Genomic DNA, 16,461 nt, shown 5'->3' with positions numbered 1-16,461 from the left:
CTTTCTATACGTGCTATACAGGGAAAAGTGTAATTTCCAATTGACGTTGTGCACGAGAATATATCTTGCTACCGGAATTAGTATCACACTTCTTCGCAAGCCCTAACCATTGTAACACATTATTTTCGACAGTTTCTTTATTTTTTTCATTAATCCATTCAAATTTTCCTTTCACACTGAAAAACTTTAGCTATCACTCCACAAATAAAAAAAACGTATTTTTCATGTAATGAAAAATACGTCATGCTTCAACTTGGTTAAGAAAACGAAGTTGTTGGTGAATTGACCCGAGGCTCACGCTCTGCTTGCTTTATAAAACGCATTTCATTAGCAGAAAAGTTGCAGATTAAACACTGAATCGTCGGCTCAGGCTCTGGGATCACGTCAGGATCGTGAAATTCGGTAATATTCCCGGAAAGTGCGTCCTTTAGAAATGACTGTGCATAGCTCGTGACTATACTAAATTTAATGCGATTTGACCGACAATTGGGACAAAAATATGGTTTTTCCTGCATATCATCACCTCATCTTCCAGTATGTGCATGTGTCACATTTTTAAAACGTGGAATTATCTCGACAATATTTGCGTAATTTTACCAATTGCGATTATAATAAAAGAAATTAATCGGATCAATGAGGAAGCACCTTTTATCCAATTCGAACTCAGCTGTTGCAGCTGTGATTTCAATGGAGAAGAAGGTGTTTTTATGTATGGTAAAGTCATGAGCGCTTGTTTACAAGGGATTGAAGGACAACCGATCGAAGTAGAGGTCGATATTTCAAGCGGTTTACCCCAGATTAATCTCGTCGGACTTCCCGACTCCGCAATTCGAGAATCCGTAGAAAGAGTTCGTTCTTCCATCAAAAACTGCGGTTTCACGTTCCCCATGGACCGGATTACCGTTAATCTCGCTCCAGCCGATTTGCGTAAGGAAGGTTCTTCTTTCGACCTTGCCATTGCTATCGGAATCCTCATCACTACAGGACAAGTTCATTTTGAAGGCCATCCCGCTACGTTATTTCTAGGTGAGCTTGCTTTGGATGGCTCGCTTCGCCCTATCCCCGGCGTGCTTTCGATGGTTCATGCGGCTAAGAAGATTGGGATCAAACGGGTTTGCTTATCAACTGCCAACGCGCCAGAAGCCGCCTTAATTGAGGGTATTGAAGTATGTGTCATAACGAATCTGTCCGATTTCAAAAATTGGAACAAACATTCGTATCACGATTTTATTTATAAGATTGTCGAACATGAAAATAACGATCAGTCGATTTCCGTTAACAATCACGCCAATTATGTTGAAGATTATGCCGATGTGAACGGGCAACATCAAGTTAAGCGTGCCATGATGATTGCTGCCGCAGGCATGCATAATTTGATCCTCCTCGGTCCTCCTGGTACAGGAAAAACAATGCTCATCAAGCGACTCCCCTCCATTCTTCCGCCCATGACAGACCGCGAGGCATTGGAGGTTACTAAAATCTATAGCGCTTCAGGCAAGCTGACTGACCGTTCTACACTGATGCGCGCAAGAGCATTTCGTTCCCCTCACCACTCCATCTCTCCTGCTGGTCTTGTTGGTGGAGGTACGATTCCCAAACCAGGTGAAGTTAGCTTATCTCATCGCGGTATTCTTTTTCTGGATGAACTCCCGGAGTTTACTCGTAATGCACTTGAAGTACTTCGACAGCCCTTAGAGGATCGCTATGTGATGATTGCCAGGGCTAGGGCGGTGTATACATTTCCCTCTCATTTTATTCTGGCAGCTGCTATGAATCCATGCCCATGTGGTTATTACGGTGCCGAAACGGAGGCTAACGCCTGTATTTGCAGTCCAGCTAAGATCATCCATTATCGCTCCAAAATTTCTGGCCCTCTCCTAGATCGTATCGATCTTCATGTCGAAGTTCCTAAGCCTAGCTATGCTCAATTAAAGGATACCGCAACTAACTTATCTTCGAGTGAAATGAGAGCGAAGGTTATGCAAGCACATTTGAGACAGCAGCAACGTTACGCAGGTACAGATATTCAACATAATAACGAATTAAGCGGCAGGCTGATGAAGGAAATTTGCCGTTTGACTCCCGAAGGAGATCAGCTACTTCGGGCTTCATTCGAAGCATTGGGGCTAAGTGCACGTGCACACGATCGGATTTTGCGACTTGCGCTCACCATTTCGGACTTAGACGGTTGTGATGGTATTCTCCCCTCTCATCTCGCGGAAGCCATCCAATATCGGAATTTAGATAAAAACCAACGAATTGAAGAGATCGAGATTTAGTTAGGAACAAAACAGGAGCATCCTAGGAATAACTGTTGGAGTCACATTGAAAATAAAGCCTTTTGACTCGGCACTTCGTAAGTGACGTTTCAAAAGGCTCCTTGTATATGCACAATATTCGGTTCTGCGTTAAGGTCAGACATTTCAACCGTTATCACATCAAATTGAATCGATTGCTCGTATTTGTGAAATCGGTACATATAAAATTGTGCAATTTCTCGAACCTTCGCTTGCTTGCGATAATCCACTGATTCTATGGCTGTGCCGAATCTGCTAGAAGGACGCCTTGTTCGAACCTCAACAAAAATAAGCTTATTCGCTTTCTCCGCAATAATATCGATCTCTCCTGAACGACAACGCCAATTTCGCTCGACAATGAGATAGTCAAGTTTCAGAAGAAACCCGGCGGCCCATTCCTCACCTTGTCTACCCAGCATTTTACGATCATCTTTATACAGGTTGCTCATCTATCCATGCCTCGACGGTCTCATCCGCCCATCGGAGCGATAAATAAAGCTTAGTACTTCTGCCACCAATTGATAAAGTTCTGGGGGAATTTCTTGATCCAGATCCAGTTTAGACAAAACCTCAACTAATGATTTATCCTCTTGAATCGGAATCCCATTTTCCTTCGCTTTTTGCAAAATCGCTTCTGCCATATGCCCTTTTCCTTTAGCAATCAAGGTAGGGGCTTTCTGTGATTCTGGCGAATATCGCAGGGCAACCGCCTTCTTCAGCGGTGTTAGCTGCGATTCCTCGGGTGCTTTTTTGGGATGACTCATGCGCGAACATCAACCCCTTTATAAGTTCTCGGACGATAAAGCTCACTTAAATCCACTCGCCCATCCAAAGATCCTATTTTCGTTGCTTCTTCTTTCCCCTCCTGAACTTCAGGCGGTTTGGGATATGGCGAACATTTTAATGAGATGAACTGATAGCCGACACTGTTCATAGCAGCGGCGATTTCATCTTTAGATGACTCCATCAATCCAGCCAAAGCGGGATGATCATTATGAACGTTCAATGAAACAATTTTATTAACGACTTGTACGTCAAGCAATGTATTGCCCATAACTTTCATTTGAAGATCAAACAAAAGCCGGCAGTTGCTTGCATCAACTTCGCCACGACTTCCCTTGCGGGATTGAATATGAATGGCTGCAGTCTGCTGGCCTGAATTATCCATGAAAGGGACAAATAGTGTCATTTGGGTAAACATTGCATTCTTATCAGTAGTAAGCATCAGCTGCTGTCCGGTAATCTGACCTACCGCTTGTTGCGCTGCTTCTTTCAAAGGCGCTGGTGTATCATCAGATGCTGTAAGCTGAAGTAATAGACTTTTCAGCGTTTCGGCAGCTGGCTTCACTACATCTGCTTGTTGATCAGGCGCGTTGACGGCGCTGAATAGTGAAAAAGAATCATCCGTGTCTTGTGGGCGCACAAGCATTGAATTGCCGCGCTCGTCCAGCTTAGTGGCAACATGAGATTCATGCTCAACGCCAACGGCTTTGAGCATCCGGCTGATCCAGTTTATCTCTGGATCCGCTTTGGGTAGTTCCAGAGGCGTGCTAACTCGCGCCTCTTTCGGCGCAAGATCCCCCTCCTGCTTCGCAGGGGGCTCTTGCACGGGCAAGGACGCTGGCGAACCCGCTTGCAGCGGTTCGCCTTGCTTCACAGGCTCAGCGCTTCGCGCCTGAGCCAAGGACAGGTCGGCCGCCGGCTTCGCCGAGGCGGCCGGTAGTGCCGCTGCCGGCTGCACATCCGGCGCGGGAGGAGCCTCGCCCGCCACTGGCGCAGCCGCGGGCGGAACCATGGCAGCGGCTGCAGGCATGCTGCCACGCGGCGCAGCCGCGTTAGTGCCACCAACCTGCGAAGCAGCTGGTGATGGCGCCTGCGGCGGCGCATCCGCAGGCTCGTCCGCGGCGGAGGCTGGCGCAGCCGGCTCCGCAGGGCGAACAGCTGCGGCCGTAGCGCGCAGCTCCTGGAGTAGCGACACGACCTGCTTGGCGATATCCGCTGCAGGATGTGTCGGGTCTTGCTCCAGCAGCGCAGTTGCCTGCTGCTCGAGCTTCTCTAACACCTGGCCCACGGGTGGCCCGGTCGTCACTTGCTTTAGAGCATCCACGGTTGTAGGCGTGAGTGGCAATCCCTTCTTGCTAGCCAGAACAGCCGATTGCAACCACTCTTCTTTATTGGCACCCTGTGGCATCTCACGCATGACAGACTCAAAAGCCTTCACATTCTCTTTGGACACAGGAACGCCTTCCTGTTGTAATTGCTGTACCATTTGACGATTCCCGGCGGTATCCTTCACATCAAAAGCTTTAAGAAGCTCACCGAGTGAGTCATCTGCAATCTGTACATCCGAAGCAACAAGTGGCTTTAGCAAAATTTGTCCACCATGTGACTCTGGTTGCACCTGAAGCATGGTAACATCCCCTTGCTTCAGAGGCGTTTCCAGCTTCGCACGAACTTGCGTACCTCCAATATTCACAAGTGCTTCCTGATCACTGAGGAGCTGAAGCACAACACCTTTGACAATTTGTCCAACCTTTAATTCGAGCACCTTCGAATCTGCTGCAGTTAAATCCCCGACTAGACTACGAATTAATCCACTAATATTCAAAATAGCTCACCTCTAATCTAATTGCCCGTATGTATATTATCGGCGACTAATGCCAGTTTCGTTACAGAAGAATGATTAGATGAAGTGGTAAAAACTTCTATCGAAGTCCTTCGAGGATGGGCGACCGCTATTCTACCCCACAAAGTGACGATAAGCTTCGAAGCAAATTCCGATTACTTTGTGGGGACCCCGAGAGATGTAGTTTTTATCGCCAATAAGAATTTGTTCTTCCTAGCACTGGGAACTTTTAAATTCTTATGAAGTCAAATATGAGTTGTTCAGTTGGCGATTCATTTTCCTGTGCTTCGATCTGAGCCATAATTTTACGAATAAATAATTTCCGATGAAGCGGTGTAGGACCATAACGCATTAGCATCTCTCTATGATGTTTCGTGGCATAACCTTTATGTACAGCAATTCCGTACTCTGGATACTGCTCGTCCCAATCTGCACACATACGATCTCTCGTCACTTTGGCGATAATGGAAGCAGCCGCAATTGACTGACTTAACGCATCCCCATGAATAATGGCTGATTGAGGTAGGTCTATGTCCACATTTTCTGCATCAACTAACAAATAATCGGGTCTACTAGGTAGCTTCTCTACCGCTTGCTTCATGGCTAATCTCGAGGCTTGTTTAATATTCAATGCTTCTATGTCATCGACATTTACTATCCCAATACCAACTGAAATCGCCTCAGCCATAATCTGATCAAAAAGCAGATCGCGTTTCTTTTCCGACAGCTTTTTGGAATCATTAACCCCTTCAAGAACATGCCCCATCGGAAGAATAACTGCTGCTGCTACTACATCTCCAAACAAGCAGCCTCGACCAACCTCATCGATTCCAGCAATCGCAGTGTAACCTTGTTGCCATATGTCTTTCTCGTGTTCTAGCACTGCCTCCGCCCCTTTCCCATGCCTTCATTATATAGGATTCGCGCTTCATCAAGCCACACCCATTTTTTCTGCGTCCTCTCCGTACAAAAAGAAGAACCCAAGGCCATGGCCTCAGGTTCTTCCTGATTCGTATGATTAAAATGGTCTTTCCAAGGAAATACGTCCCATTTTCCCGGCTCTCAGATCACGAATAATGATAAGGGATGCTTTGTCCAAATCAACTTTGCCCCCGCTTACAATGGCGCCGCGCTTACGCCCGATCGCCTCCATGACCTTCACCATTTCCTGAATATTATCCATATCATCTGGAAGCTCCTGAACACCGAAGCGTTCTTGAATACCGGCTCCATAATGCTGAACCATATACTTAATCGTAAACAAGGCAACGTCATCTAAATGCAGAAGCTCTTCCTTAATTGCCCCAGTTGCAGCCAAACGCATGCCAACCATCTGGTCTTCGAATTTAGGCCACAAAATTCCCGGCGTATCCAACAGATCCATTTCCGTGCCGACCTTGATCCATTGCTGACCTTTGGTCACACCCGGCTTATCACCAGTTGCTGCGATTTTCTTGCCTGCCAACTGATTGATTAAAGTAGACTTACCGACGTTCGGAATCCCAACAATAAGCGCTCTGATCGCGCGGGGATTAATTCCTTTGCGCAGCATCGTCTCGATTTTGTGAGCCCAAAGTTGCTTCACTCTAGGTAAAATTTCTTTGACATGCGTACCATTAGCAGCATCAATCGGCAGAGCAGGTAAGCCTTGATCTGCAAAATATTTCACCCATTCGGCCGTCACTTGCGGGTCTGCTAGGTCATTCTTGTTCAGTAAGACAAGACGTGGTTTGCCTTTTAAAATCTCATCAACCATCGGGTTCCGGCTGGAAAGCGGGATGCGGGCATCCAAGAGCTCAATCACGACGTCAATCAGTTTAAGCTTTTCCTCGATCTGTCTGCGAGCCTTGGTCATGTGACCGGGAAACCATTGAATGGTCATTTCTCTTCACCTCAAAAATGTATGAAACTAATTTTCTTCACCGGCCAGAAAATAACTTCTGCACGGCCTACGATTTTATTGTAAGGCACAAACCCAACACTTTTTGTCCGGCTATCCTTGGAATTCGGTCGGTTATCGCCCATGGCGAAAAGCTCACCTTCAGGTACTTTCGTTTCAGGGAAATCCAATAACGTATTATACGGATGTCCTTCTTTAACTGCTTGATCTATGGCTTCTTGGATGTAAGGTTGGGCCAGTTCTTCACCGTTAATATATACCTTGTCACCTGTTACTTTCACGGATTCCCCAGGAAGTGCAATGACACGCTTTATATAATCCTTACCTTCAGGCGCATGAAATACGATAACTTCGCCTCGCTTCGGATCACGAATATCGTACACAATCTTATTGACGATCAGTCGCTCACCCGTAAAGAAATTCGGATGCATCGAATCTCCATCAACAATAAATGGAGAGAACAGGAACCAACGAATAACAATCACAAGTACACCTGCAATTATTAACGCTTTAATCCATTCCCATGTTTCACTCTTTGTTTGTACGGTCTTTGCAGACGTTGCACTGATAGGCTGATTGGGTTGCATTTGATCATTCTGTTCCATCACTGACGGCCTCGCTTCCAGTTTTGGTATTATCTCTTTTATATCCTATTATGTACAGAAAAAATGAAAAGGAGACTTGACTGAACAAGCCCCCCATTTTACTATCGAATTTCTTTAATTCTTGCTGCTTTACCACGAAGACCACGCAGATAATAAAGTTTCGCACGACGAACTTTACCACGGCGAGCCACTTCAATCTTGTCAATCTTCGGAGAATGGAATGGGAAAGTTCTTTCCACACCCACACCGTAAGAAATTTTACGAACTGTAAACGTTTCGCTGATTCCACCGCCGTGGCGTTTAATAACAACACCTTCGAACAACTGAATACGCTCACGTGTACCCTCGATAACTTTTACGTGTACTTTAAGTGTGTCTCCTGGACGGAAATTAGGAATATCCGTACGGAGTTGCTCTTTCGTAATCTCTTGAATAAGATTCATAGTTGACTCCCTCCTTCCACACAGGTGTTCATTCCGCTAATAGTTAGTAAGTCTAAGTTGTTATGCGTAGAGGACCACCAGACTCGAACTGTTGAAAAAATCACAACAGAATATATATTATCACAGTCCAAGGATTAATTCAATAGAGAAGTTTCCGAGGTCAGATTTCACTTGTTCATTTCCTGTTCTTGCTTCTGCTTATGCCACTCAGCTACCCAAACCTTTTCCTCTTTGGACAAAACTCTGCCTTCGAGCAAATCTGGTCTACGCTCTAAAGTCCTGATTAGAGATTCTTTAAGTCGCCATTTTTTCACATTGGCATGATGACCCGATAGCAGCATTTCTGGCACATCCCAATCTCTAAACTTGGCTGGCCTTGTATAATGAGGATATTCCAGTAGTCCTGTTGAGAAAGAATCCGTTACAGCTGACATCTCATTCCCGAGTACCCCTGGTAAAAGCCTCACTACGCTGTCTATAATGACCATTGCAGGGATTTCACCACCGGTTAGTACATAATCACCCACCGAGAGTTCGTCCGTTACCAGATGCTGTCTGATCCGTTCATCATAACCCTCATAGTGGCCACAAATAAAGACCAGATGCTGTTCGCCCGAAAGTTCTTCCGCTTTCTTCTGCGTAAAAGTTTCCCCTTGTGGACACAGCAGAATAACACGCGGCTTCACCGCTTCACCTTCTGGCGTCTCATAGGCAGGCAAGTCCTCAACAGCGCCAAAGATCGGCTCTGGCTTTAGCACCATGCCTCCTCCGCCACCGTAGGGATAATCATCGACGGTATTATGTTTGTTCGTGGAATAATCCCGAAAATTAACCGTGCCCAGCGAAACGATTCCTTTATCACGCGCTTTCCCTAAAATACTAGAAGAAAACATACCATCAAACATTTCAGGGAACAAGGTTAAGACATCAATTCTCATTCCATTAACCCTTCCATCAAGTGAATCCGAATCGTTTTGTTAGGAATATCTACATTCAAAATGACATCATCAATCACGGGTAGTAAAAGCTGTTTCCCTTTCGGTAATGCAACTACCCAAACATCATTCGCACCCGGTGTCAGTACCTCAGAAATGAGACCTAATTCTTGGTCTTCTTCTGTTACGACTTTACAGCCGATGATTTCGTGATAATAATACTCTCCCTCTTCGAGGGGCTTTTGATTCTTAGCCTCGATCTTCAATAGGGAGCCTTTATATTTCTCAACATCATTAATGTTGGAGAATTGATCGAACAGCACGATAAACACGTTTTTATGTAAGCGGGACGTTTTCACCGTCACCGGCGTTTGCTTATTTTGAGAGTCTACAATGATCAATGAATTCCCTACATCAAACCGTTCTGGAAAATCCGTTTCCGGTACTATCTTTAGTTCTCCGCGTATCCCGTGGCTATTTACAACTTTACCAACCGTCACTAGTTTTTCCGTCATATGCGCTTGCCCAACCTCCACATTAAATTACCTTCTTCTCATATGCGAAAAAAGGCTAGGAATTGAATCCTAACCTCATTTCTTATGAAACGATTTCAACGGCTACCCGCTTCGTTTCTTTCACAGCTGCCGACGTGACCACCGTGCGGAGCGATTTCGCAATCTTACCTTGCTTACCAATCACTTTTCCGACATCGTCGGGATGAACAGAAAGCCTGTACTCGATCTTGTCCTCTTTCTCCACCACAGCGACACGTACCTCTTCCGGATGATCGACAAGAGCCTTAGCAATTACGGTGATAAGATCCTTCATGAACCCACCCTCCGAAAGATAACAGATTACTTCTGTAATTTCAGCTCGTGAAACTTAGTCATCAAACCTGCTTTTGAGAACAGGCTGCGAACTGTATCGGACGGTTGAGCGCCAGTTTGAAGCCATTTAAGCGCTTTTTCCTCATCAAGAACCACAGCTGCTGGTTCAGCAATTGGATTATAAGTACCGATTTCTTCGATAAAACGACCATCACGCGGGGAACGGGAATCCGAAACCACGACACGGTAGAAAGGAGCTTTATGAGCGCCTACACGTTTAAGACGAATACGTACTGCCATTGAAAAATCACCTCCTACTTAGAATAAACACCATTATTTAAAAGGGGAATTTAAATCCCTTACCTAACTTTTTCATGCCTTTGGCGCCTTTGGGCCCCATCATACCTGAGAATTGCTTCATCATTTTGCGCATATCATCGAACTGTTTAATGAATCGATTGACTTCCTGCACCGTATTTCCGCTTCCCGCAGCAATCCGTTTGCGTCGATTCGCATTCAGCAGTTCGGGTTTACGCTTCTCTTCGGTTGTCATGGACTTCACGATCGCTTCGACGCGAGCCATCTGTTTCTCGTCAACCTTCATATCTTTCATACCTTTGATCTTGTTCGCACCGGGCAGCATCTCAAGAATTTGGTCAAGTGGACCCATCTTCTTCACTTGCTCCATCTGTTCAATGAAATCCTCGAAGGTGAATTCGGCGTTGCGCATTTTGCGCTCCATCTCTTTCGCCTTATCCATATCGATCCCAGCTTGCGCTTTCTCAATTAAGGAGAGCATATCGCCCATGCCGAGAATTCTTGATGCCATACGGTCAGGGTAAAATGGCTCTAAGGCATCCATTTTCTCGCCGCTGGCTACGAACTTGATCGGACAACCTGTTACCGCTTTGACAGATAGCGCAGCACCACCACGTGTATCTCCATCTAGTTTAGTTAACACTACACCTGATAATTCAAGCTGTTGGTGGAAGCTTTCCGCAACATTGACAGCATCCTGCCCCGTCATTGCATCGACGACTAGTAAAATCTCATCAGGACTCGTTGCTTCACGGACATTTTTAAGCTCGTCCATGAGGTTTTCATCAATGTGCAAACGACCTGCTGTATCGATAATCACATAGTCATTGCCGTTATCCTTCGCGTGTTGAAGACCTGCCTTCGCAATCTCAACAGGATTTACTTTATCTCCTAAGGAGAAGACCGGAACCTTCAGCTGTTCGCCAAGCACTTCCAACTGCTTAATCGCCGCGGGACGATAAATATCACACGCAACAAGAAGCGGTCTGTGATTCTGTTTCAATAACATTTTAGCTAATTTGCCTGAAGTCGTTGTTTTACCGGCCCCTTGCAAACCTGCCATCATAATAACCGTTGGTGGTCGATTCGAACGCGCTAGCTTACTTTGTGTGCCACCCATCAGGGCTGTAAGCTCTTTGTTCACGATATCGATAACAACCATGCCTGGCGTGAAAGATTTCAGAACTTCTTGTCCGATCGCTTGCTCTTTCACCTTCGCAATAAAGTCTTTGACGACTTTAAAGTTAACGTCCGCTTCAAGCAGTGCCAATCGTACCTCGCGAAGCGCTTCGCCTACATCTTCTTCCGTCAGCTTACCTTTGCTTCTCAGCTTGCCGAACACATTCTGCAATCGGTTTGCTAATCCTTCAAATGCCATGCGCTTCACCTCCTGCTTCTAACTACGGTTTCAATCGATCCCTACTATTGTATCAAAAAGCTCTGTCACTTTCCTCTTTAGCCCTGGATCACAATCATTCAATCCAACAACCAAGTCTTGACGCAGCTTCATGCGTTGTTCGTGCTTATGTAACAGCTTTAACTTACTCTCATATTCCTGCAGTGTCAATTCGGCACGTTTGATATGTTCATAAACCGCTTGACGGCTAATCGTGAAGTTCTCAGCAATCTCCCCAAGGGAGTAATCATCATGGAAATACAGTTCAAGGAATGTACGCTGCTTATCGGTCAACAATGGTTCATAGAAATCAAACAGCAGGTTAATGCGATTCGTTTTCTCCAACATAGGATCGACAGTCATAATCTACCTCCGTAAAGGTTGCACACTTGACAGCAGCACAACAGAACCTATCATACTGAATTCCAAGATGATTGTCAAGCATTATACCTTGTCAGTCTGTTCGCCTATCCATTTACCAAAAAGCGCATGAACAAACTGCTCGGAATCGAACGGCTGCAGATCATCCATTTTCTCACCAAGGCCTACAAATTTAACCGGTAGTGATAGTTCTTGACGGATCGCAACGACGATTCCGCCCTTGGCTGTTCCATCTAGCTTCGATAAGACTAAGCCCGTTAAACCTGTTTTATCACCGAAAAGCTTCGCTTGGCTGAGCGCATTTTGCCCTGTAGTTGCATCCAGTACAAGGATAACTTCATGGGGAGCATCCGGTACTTCGCGTTGGATTACACGATAGATTTTATTAAGCTCCTCCATCAAATTCACTTTATTCTGCAAGCGACCCGCTGTATCACATAAAAGGATATCAACACCGCGCGTTTTGGCCGCCTGTACGGCATCAAACATGACCGCGGCAGGATCTGCGCCGGATTGTTGTTTAATGACATCCACACCAACGCGCTCGCCCCAAGTTTCAAGCTGCTCAATGGCTCCAGCACGGAACGTATCGCCTGCTGCCATCAGTACCTTTTTACCTTGGGATTTGAACATGTGGGCCATTTTACCGATTGTCGTTGTTTTGCCAACGCCATTCACACCAACGAACAGGATAACCGTTAAGCCATTCGCATTGATATTCAGTCCTGCATCCGCATCCCCTTTCAGCAATTCAATCAATTTTTCTGAAAGGATTGGCTGTAGCTCTGCTGGATCTTCTATTTTGCGTTTTTTAACCTCTACACGCAGTTCATCAATAAGCTTAAGAACAGTATTTACACCAACGTCAGCGCCAATTAGAATTTCTTCTAATTCTTCGTAAAAATCTTCGTCAATTTTTTTGCGACGGCTAAATAAATCATCGACACGGTTCACGAACGCATCACGCGTTTTCGTTAAACCTTCTTTAAATTTATTCGTTACCGCCTCTGCCTTACCTGAAATACTTTCTTTTAATCGTTTAAAAAAACTCATAGTTCCTCCTAATTGAATCCGCTATTTCACTTAAATACACATGACGCAAGCGCAGATTATATCTTTAAGATGCAGTCATTGTAGCTTCCTCGTCTTCTAAACGAACAGAAACGAGCTTAGAAACGCCGCCTTCTTGCATGGTAACACCATACAACACGTCGGCTTCTTCCATCGTCCCTTTACGATGTGTGACCACGATAAATTGCGTCATTTCCGAAAATTCCCGCAAATACTCGGCAAATCGAGATACGTTCGCTTCATCTAGTGCGGCTTCAACCTCATCCAGTACACAGAATGGCACTGGTTTTACGCGAATAATGGAGAACAGGAGAGCAATCGCAGTCAACGCACGTTCTCCACCGGACAGCAATTGAAGATTTTGCAGCTTTTTGCCTGGCGGCTGAGCTACAATCTCAATGCCCGTATCCAGCATGTTATCAGGCTCAGACAGAATTAAATCTGCGCGACCGCCGCCGAACAATTTCGCAAAGACGACCCCAAAATGAGAGCGAATCGCATCGAACGTCGTTTTAAAGCGTTTGGACATTTCTTGATCCATCTCACGAATAACCTGATACAAAGTTGTCTTTGCTTCGATCAAATCATCTTTTTGCGAACTCAAGAACTCGAAACGTTCTGATACGCGCGCATACTCCTCAATTGCACCTAGGTTCACATCACCTAGCGAAGCAATTTCACGTTTCAGTTCACGCACTTTAAACTGTGTACCTTGAATATCCTCAGGCACCGGGTACCGCATTTTCGCCAGCTCATAGCTAAGCTCATATTCTTCTGCTAGCTTTTTGAGCAGATTTTCAAGTTCCACATCTAGTCGCGTCACTCGAACCTCAGTTTGGTGGAGATTTTCTTCAACTTGTTTCAGCTGAATACGCTGTGTACGTGTCTCATTTTCTCCGTGCTCGAGCTTCTGCAACCAGTCGGTACGCTCTGCCCTTTTGAAATCTATACTTTCGGAGCATTGCTGCTTCCTTAGCTTCAAATCATTCAACAGCTCGATTTGCTGCACGGTTTCTTGTTCAAGCGTTGCCATATCACTGTCTAGCTGGGTGAGCAAGCCTCGGTTGACCTCGATTTCTCGCTCAACATCGCTCAGATCCTGCTGTAAGCGCCTTTGTTGATCTTGAAGGGATTGCTTCTCTTGCGAGGTCGATGCAACCTTGACTTTCAAATCCGTCAATTGGCTTTGCAGCTCTTCTTTCTCTGACTCACTAGCTTTACGGGAACTCTCGGCATCACGAATCGCTTGTTGAAGTGAGGCCTCCTCTTCTTGGAGCTCAGCGAGTGCTGCTTCACTTTCCACTTTTTTGCGACTGAAATCTGCTCGTTCTTCCAGCAGAGCGCCTCGGTCTTGACTATCGAGCGTAAGCTGCTCTTCTACTGTGCGACTTTCCGATTCCAGTGGATTGAGTTCCGCACGAATTTGTTGCTCGGTAATGCGCTGCTGCTCACCCAATTGTCGAAGCTGTTCTACCTTTAACATTTCATCGGTAATGTCTCTCTTCAATGAACTGGACTGGCTCCGTAAACCACTAAGCTGTCCCTCGGATGTTGCGATCTCAGCATCAAGCTCTTCAATTTGGCGTTGACGCCCTAATAAATTCGTCGACTTCTTCTGCAAGCTTCCGCCAGTCATGGAACCGCCCGGATTGACAACGTCACCTTCCAGCGTCACGACACGGTAGCGATATTGCGCTTTGGCTGCGATATGATTGGCATCTTCTAGACTTTCCGCTACAACCACATTCCCAAGTAAGCTGGAGAATATATTGTGATAGGTCGAATCAAAGGAGACAAGATCAACAGCAATACCGACAAAACCCTTCGAGGACTTTAACGTTTGACTCTCATGGTCGGAAATGGAGCGTCCGCGAATAACGTTCATTGGTAGGAATGTAGCCCGTCCCATTTGACGACGCTTCAAGAAAGCGATTGCTTCACGGCCATCTGCCTCGGTCTCAACGATAATATTTTGAAGGGCTCCACCTAGTGCCGTTTCAATGGCGACTTCCACATGGGCAGGAACTTTGACTAGTTCAGCTACCGCACCGCGAATTCCACGCAAATCCTTCCGACTTTTCGCTTTGAGTACCTCTTTAACACCTTGTTGGAATCCGTCATAATCATTGGCCATTTCTTTCATCGTGTCGCGGCGAGAAATTAGTGCATCGAGCTTTTGCTCCCATTTCCGCACCATAGCCTGCGCTTCATCTAGCAACCCTTGCTTGCTCTTCAGCGCTTGCGTTAGTTGAACATATTCTTGTCTTGCTTTCTCAATGTCTGCAACCGTTTCTGCCAGCTTGGTTGAGAGCTCTTGCTTACGGCGCGAAATACTTTCGCGTTGATCCGCCCACTTCTGACGCTCTTCATCCAGTCTGTCCAAACGGCGTCCGATGCTCTCAATTTGCTGCTCGGCGTAACGGATTTCATTGCGTGACTGCGCCATTCGGTTGAGCGTTTCTAACAACTCACCCTTCAGTTGATCTTCAGGTGAAGAGCTGATCCCACCGCTTACCCCTTGTAACCGTTGCTCCTCCGCAGTCAGCTTAGCCTGGAATTCGAATAACTGCGCGCCAATCCCAATGATTTTATCACGCTGCTCACTCAAATCTGCTTCTTTATCTAATTTACGCTGCTCCTGCATGGCAATTGACGTGCTTAGCTGCTGATGATTCATCACATAGTTCTTTTTCCGTTCTTTCAGAACCTCACCGTGACCCTCGCACTTCTCGAACTCTTCGCTAAGTCCAAGCAGACTTTCTTGCAGCGTTTCTAGTTCTTCCTCTAACTTACGCGTTTCCCAACGATGCTTCTCCAAATGCGCATCATGCTGATTTACGATCGTAGATAGTTCTGTTTGCTCTTTGGTCAACTTCTCTAGTAGCTGTGTAGCATCATTCCAAGCCACATAAATCTGATCGATCTGATGGACATACATAGAGATCTCACTACTCTTAAGCGTTTCCTTCAGTTCTTTAAACCGAATCGCTTTCTCTGACTGCTCACGAAGCGGTTCAACTTGATCCTCAAGCTCAGAAACTAAATCATGAATCCGCAGCAAATTTTGCTCGGTATCATTTAACTTCTTCTCCGCCTCGCGCTTACGCGATTTATATTTAACAATCCCCGAAGCTTCTTCAAAAATGCCTCGACGATCTTCCGATTTCGTACTCAAAATTTCTTCAATCCGTCCTTGTCCAATAATGGAATATGCTTCTTTCCCGATACCGGTGTCCATGAACAACTCCGTGATATCCTTCAAGCGACAAGGCTGTTTGTTAATCAAATATTCGCTATCGCCATTGCGATGCACTCTTCGTGTCACCGTAACTTCATGAAAGTCTAGCGGGAGCGATTGCGAAGTATTATCAAGTGTGAGCGAGACTTCCCCGTAATTCACTGCCCGACGCGCGTCGCTGCCTGCGAATATGACATCTTCCATTTTCCCGCCACGCAAAGACTTCGCGCTTTGTTCCCCTAATACCCATCGGATTCCGTCCGAGATATTGCTCTTTCCACTCCCGTTAGGACCTACAACCGCGGTAATGCCTCGCACAAATTCGAGTTCCGTCCGGTCCGCGAATGATTTAAACCCGGATAATTCGATCCGTTTCAAAAACATGGTCTCACCTCAAAAATTATTGTAACATATCGCATGTCAA

General features: G+C 45.8%; 17 protein-coding genes. 1 reads left to right on the top strand and 16 read right to left on the bottom strand.

Annotation, left to right across the window (positions count from 1 at the left end):
* Positions 1-13: 13 nt before the first annotated feature.
* The gene (locus AC58P7_RS13280) at positions 14-175 is read right to left on the bottom strand and encodes a hypothetical protein (RefSeq protein ID WP_497343487.1); all 162 of its coding nucleotides are present in this window, start codon (positions 173-175) and stop codon (positions 14-16) included.
* A 532-nt stretch (positions 176-707) separates the two neighbouring features.
* On the opposite strand from AC58P7_RS13280, the gene AC58P7_RS13275 reads away from it, so the two are divergent.
* The gene (locus tag AC58P7_RS13275) at positions 708-2,279 is read left to right on the top strand and encodes a YifB family Mg chelatase-like AAA ATPase (protein ID WP_497343485.1); all 1,572 of its coding nucleotides are present in this window, start codon (positions 708-710) and stop codon (positions 2,277-2,279) included.
* Positions 2,280-2,368: 89 nt separating this feature from the next.
* Here the strand turns inward: AC58P7_RS13275 and AC58P7_RS13270 are convergent, their stop codons facing one another.
* From AC58P7_RS13270 to smc, 15 genes are all read right to left on the bottom strand, one after another.
* Positions 2,369-2,746 (bottom strand): YraN family protein, encoded by a 378-nt coding sequence (locus AC58P7_RS13270; protein ID WP_497343484.1) that lies wholly within the window; start codon positions 2,744-2,746, stop codon positions 2,369-2,371.
* A complete protein-coding gene (locus AC58P7_RS13265; RefSeq protein WP_497343482.1) occupies positions 2,747-3,061 on the bottom strand; it encodes an EscU/YscU/HrcU family type III secretion system export apparatus switch protein in 315 nt (104 codons plus the stop codon).
* Entirely contained in the window at positions 3,058-4,905 is a 1,848-nt protein-coding gene (locus AC58P7_RS13260) for a TP0910 N-terminal domain-containing protein (protein ID WP_497343480.1), read from the bottom strand. Before AC58P7_RS13260 ends, AC58P7_RS13265 begins: the two co-directional genes overlap by 4 nt.
* A gap of 247 nt (positions 4,906-5,152) precedes the next feature.
* Complete coding sequence (gene rnhB, locus AC58P7_RS13255) at positions 5,153-5,806, bottom strand: ribonuclease HII (protein WP_497343478.1); 654 nt, start codon at positions 5,804-5,806, stop codon at positions 5,153-5,155.
* Positions 5,807-5,941: 135 nt separating this feature from the next.
* Entirely contained in the window at positions 5,942-6,805 is an 864-nt protein-coding gene (ylqF, locus tag AC58P7_RS13250; RefSeq protein WP_310500337.1) for a ribosome biogenesis GTPase YlqF, read from the bottom strand.
* Between the two features lie 11 nt (positions 6,806-6,816).
* Entirely contained in the window at positions 6,817-7,428 is a 612-nt protein-coding gene (gene lepB, locus AC58P7_RS13245; protein WP_497343476.1) for a signal peptidase I, read from the bottom strand.
* Positions 7,429-7,529: 101 nt separating this feature from the next.
* Positions 7,530-7,871 carry a 50S ribosomal protein L19 gene (gene rplS / locus AC58P7_RS13240; protein WP_028558249.1) on the bottom strand — a complete coding sequence of 114 codons (342 nt, stop codon included), beginning with the start codon at positions 7,869-7,871 and terminating at the stop codon, positions 7,530-7,532.
* A gap of 167 nt (positions 7,872-8,038) precedes the next feature.
* Positions 8,039-8,809 carry a tRNA (guanosine(37)-N1)-methyltransferase TrmD gene (trmD, locus tag AC58P7_RS13235; RefSeq protein WP_497343474.1) on the bottom strand — a complete coding sequence of 257 codons (771 nt, stop codon included), beginning with the start codon at positions 8,807-8,809 and terminating at the stop codon, positions 8,039-8,041.
* Positions 8,806-9,321, bottom strand: a complete 516-nt coding sequence (gene rimM / locus AC58P7_RS13230) for a ribosome maturation factor RimM (protein ID WP_497343472.1) — start codon at positions 9,319-9,321, stop codon at positions 8,806-8,808. Before rimM ends, trmD begins: the two co-directional genes overlap by 4 nt.
* Before the next feature lie 82 nt (positions 9,322-9,403).
* Entirely contained in the window at positions 9,404-9,634 is a 231-nt protein-coding gene (locus tag AC58P7_RS13225) for a KH domain-containing protein (protein WP_028558246.1), read from the bottom strand.
* A gap of 26 nt (positions 9,635-9,660) precedes the next feature.
* Positions 9,661-9,933: a 30S ribosomal protein S16 gene (rpsP, locus tag AC58P7_RS13220; protein WP_028558245.1), complete on the bottom strand. Its 273-nt coding sequence runs from the start codon at positions 9,931-9,933 to the stop codon at positions 9,661-9,663.
* Positions 9,934-9,970: 37 nt separating this feature from the next.
* On the bottom strand, positions 9,971-11,329 hold the full coding sequence (gene ffh / locus AC58P7_RS13215; RefSeq protein WP_497343470.1) for a signal recognition particle protein: 1,359 nt from the start codon (positions 11,327-11,329) through the stop codon (positions 9,971-9,973).
* Positions 11,330-11,359: 30 nt separating this feature from the next.
* Positions 11,360-11,710: a putative DNA-binding protein gene (locus tag AC58P7_RS13210; protein ID WP_497343468.1), complete on the bottom strand. Its 351-nt coding sequence runs from the start codon at positions 11,708-11,710 to the stop codon at positions 11,360-11,362.
* 81 nt (positions 11,711-11,791) lie between these two features.
* On the bottom strand, positions 11,792-12,781 hold the full coding sequence (gene ftsY, locus AC58P7_RS13205) for a signal recognition particle-docking protein FtsY (protein WP_497343466.1): 990 nt from the start codon (positions 12,779-12,781) through the stop codon (positions 11,792-11,794).
* Between the two features lie 64 nt (positions 12,782-12,845).
* Positions 12,846-16,421, bottom strand: a complete 3,576-nt coding sequence (gene smc, locus AC58P7_RS13200; protein WP_497343464.1) for a chromosome segregation protein SMC — start codon at positions 16,419-16,421, stop codon at positions 12,846-12,848.
* Positions 16,422-16,461 lie beyond the last annotated feature (40 nt).

This window comes from Paenibacillus sp. J22FR5, from assembly GCF_059691975.1.
Note: the sequence above shows the minus strand (reverse complement) of the source record. Positions and strands in the feature narration are given on the sequence as shown.

Bases quoted from the DNA above. Each gene is read 5' to 3' on its own strand.
- AC58P7_RS13275 (WP_497343485.1), top strand. From the start codon at position 708: ATGTATGGTAAAGTCATGAGCGCTTGTTTACAAGGGATTGAAGGACAA.
- AC58P7_RS13270 (WP_497343484.1), bottom strand. From the start codon at position 2,746: ATGAGCAACCTGTATAAAGATGATCGTAAAATGCTGGGTAGACAAGGT.
- AC58P7_RS13265 (WP_497343482.1), bottom strand. From the start codon at position 3,061: ATGAGTCATCCCAAAAAAGCACCCGAGGAATCGCAGCTAACACCGCTG.
- ylqF (WP_310500337.1), bottom strand. From the start codon at position 6,805: ATGACCATTCAATGGTTTCCCGGTCACATGACCAAGGCTCGCAGACAG.
- lepB (WP_497343476.1), bottom strand. From the start codon at position 7,428: ATGGAACAGAATGATCAAATGCAACCCAATCAGCCTATCAGTGCAACG.
- rplS (WP_028558249.1), bottom strand. From the start codon at position 7,871: ATGAATCTTATTCAAGAGATTACGAAAGAGCAACTCCGTACGGATATT.
- trmD (WP_497343474.1), bottom strand. From the start codon at position 8,809: ATGAGAATTGATGTCTTAACCTTGTTCCCTGAAATGTTTGATGGTATG.
- rimM (WP_497343472.1), bottom strand. From the start codon at position 9,321: ATGACGGAAAAACTAGTGACGGTTGGTAAAGTTGTAAATAGCCACGGG.
- AC58P7_RS13225 (WP_028558246.1), bottom strand. From the start codon at position 9,634: ATGAAGGATCTTATCACCGTAATTGCTAAGGCTCTTGTCGATCATCCG.
- rpsP (WP_028558245.1), bottom strand. From the start codon at position 9,933: ATGGCAGTACGTATTCGTCTTAAACGTGTAGGCGCTCATAAAGCTCCT.
- ffh (WP_497343470.1), bottom strand. From the start codon at position 11,329: ATGGCATTTGAAGGATTAGCAAACCGATTGCAGAATGTGTTCGGCAAG.
- AC58P7_RS13210 (WP_497343468.1), bottom strand. From the start codon at position 11,710: ATGACTGTCGATCCTATGTTGGAGAAAACGAATCGCATTAACCTGCTG.
- ftsY (WP_497343466.1), bottom strand. From the start codon at position 12,781: ATGAGTTTTTTTAAACGATTAAAAGAAAGTATTTCAGGTAAGGCAGAG.
- smc (WP_497343464.1), bottom strand. From the start codon at position 16,421: ATGTTTTTGAAACGGATCGAATTATCCGGGTTTAAATCATTCGCGGAC.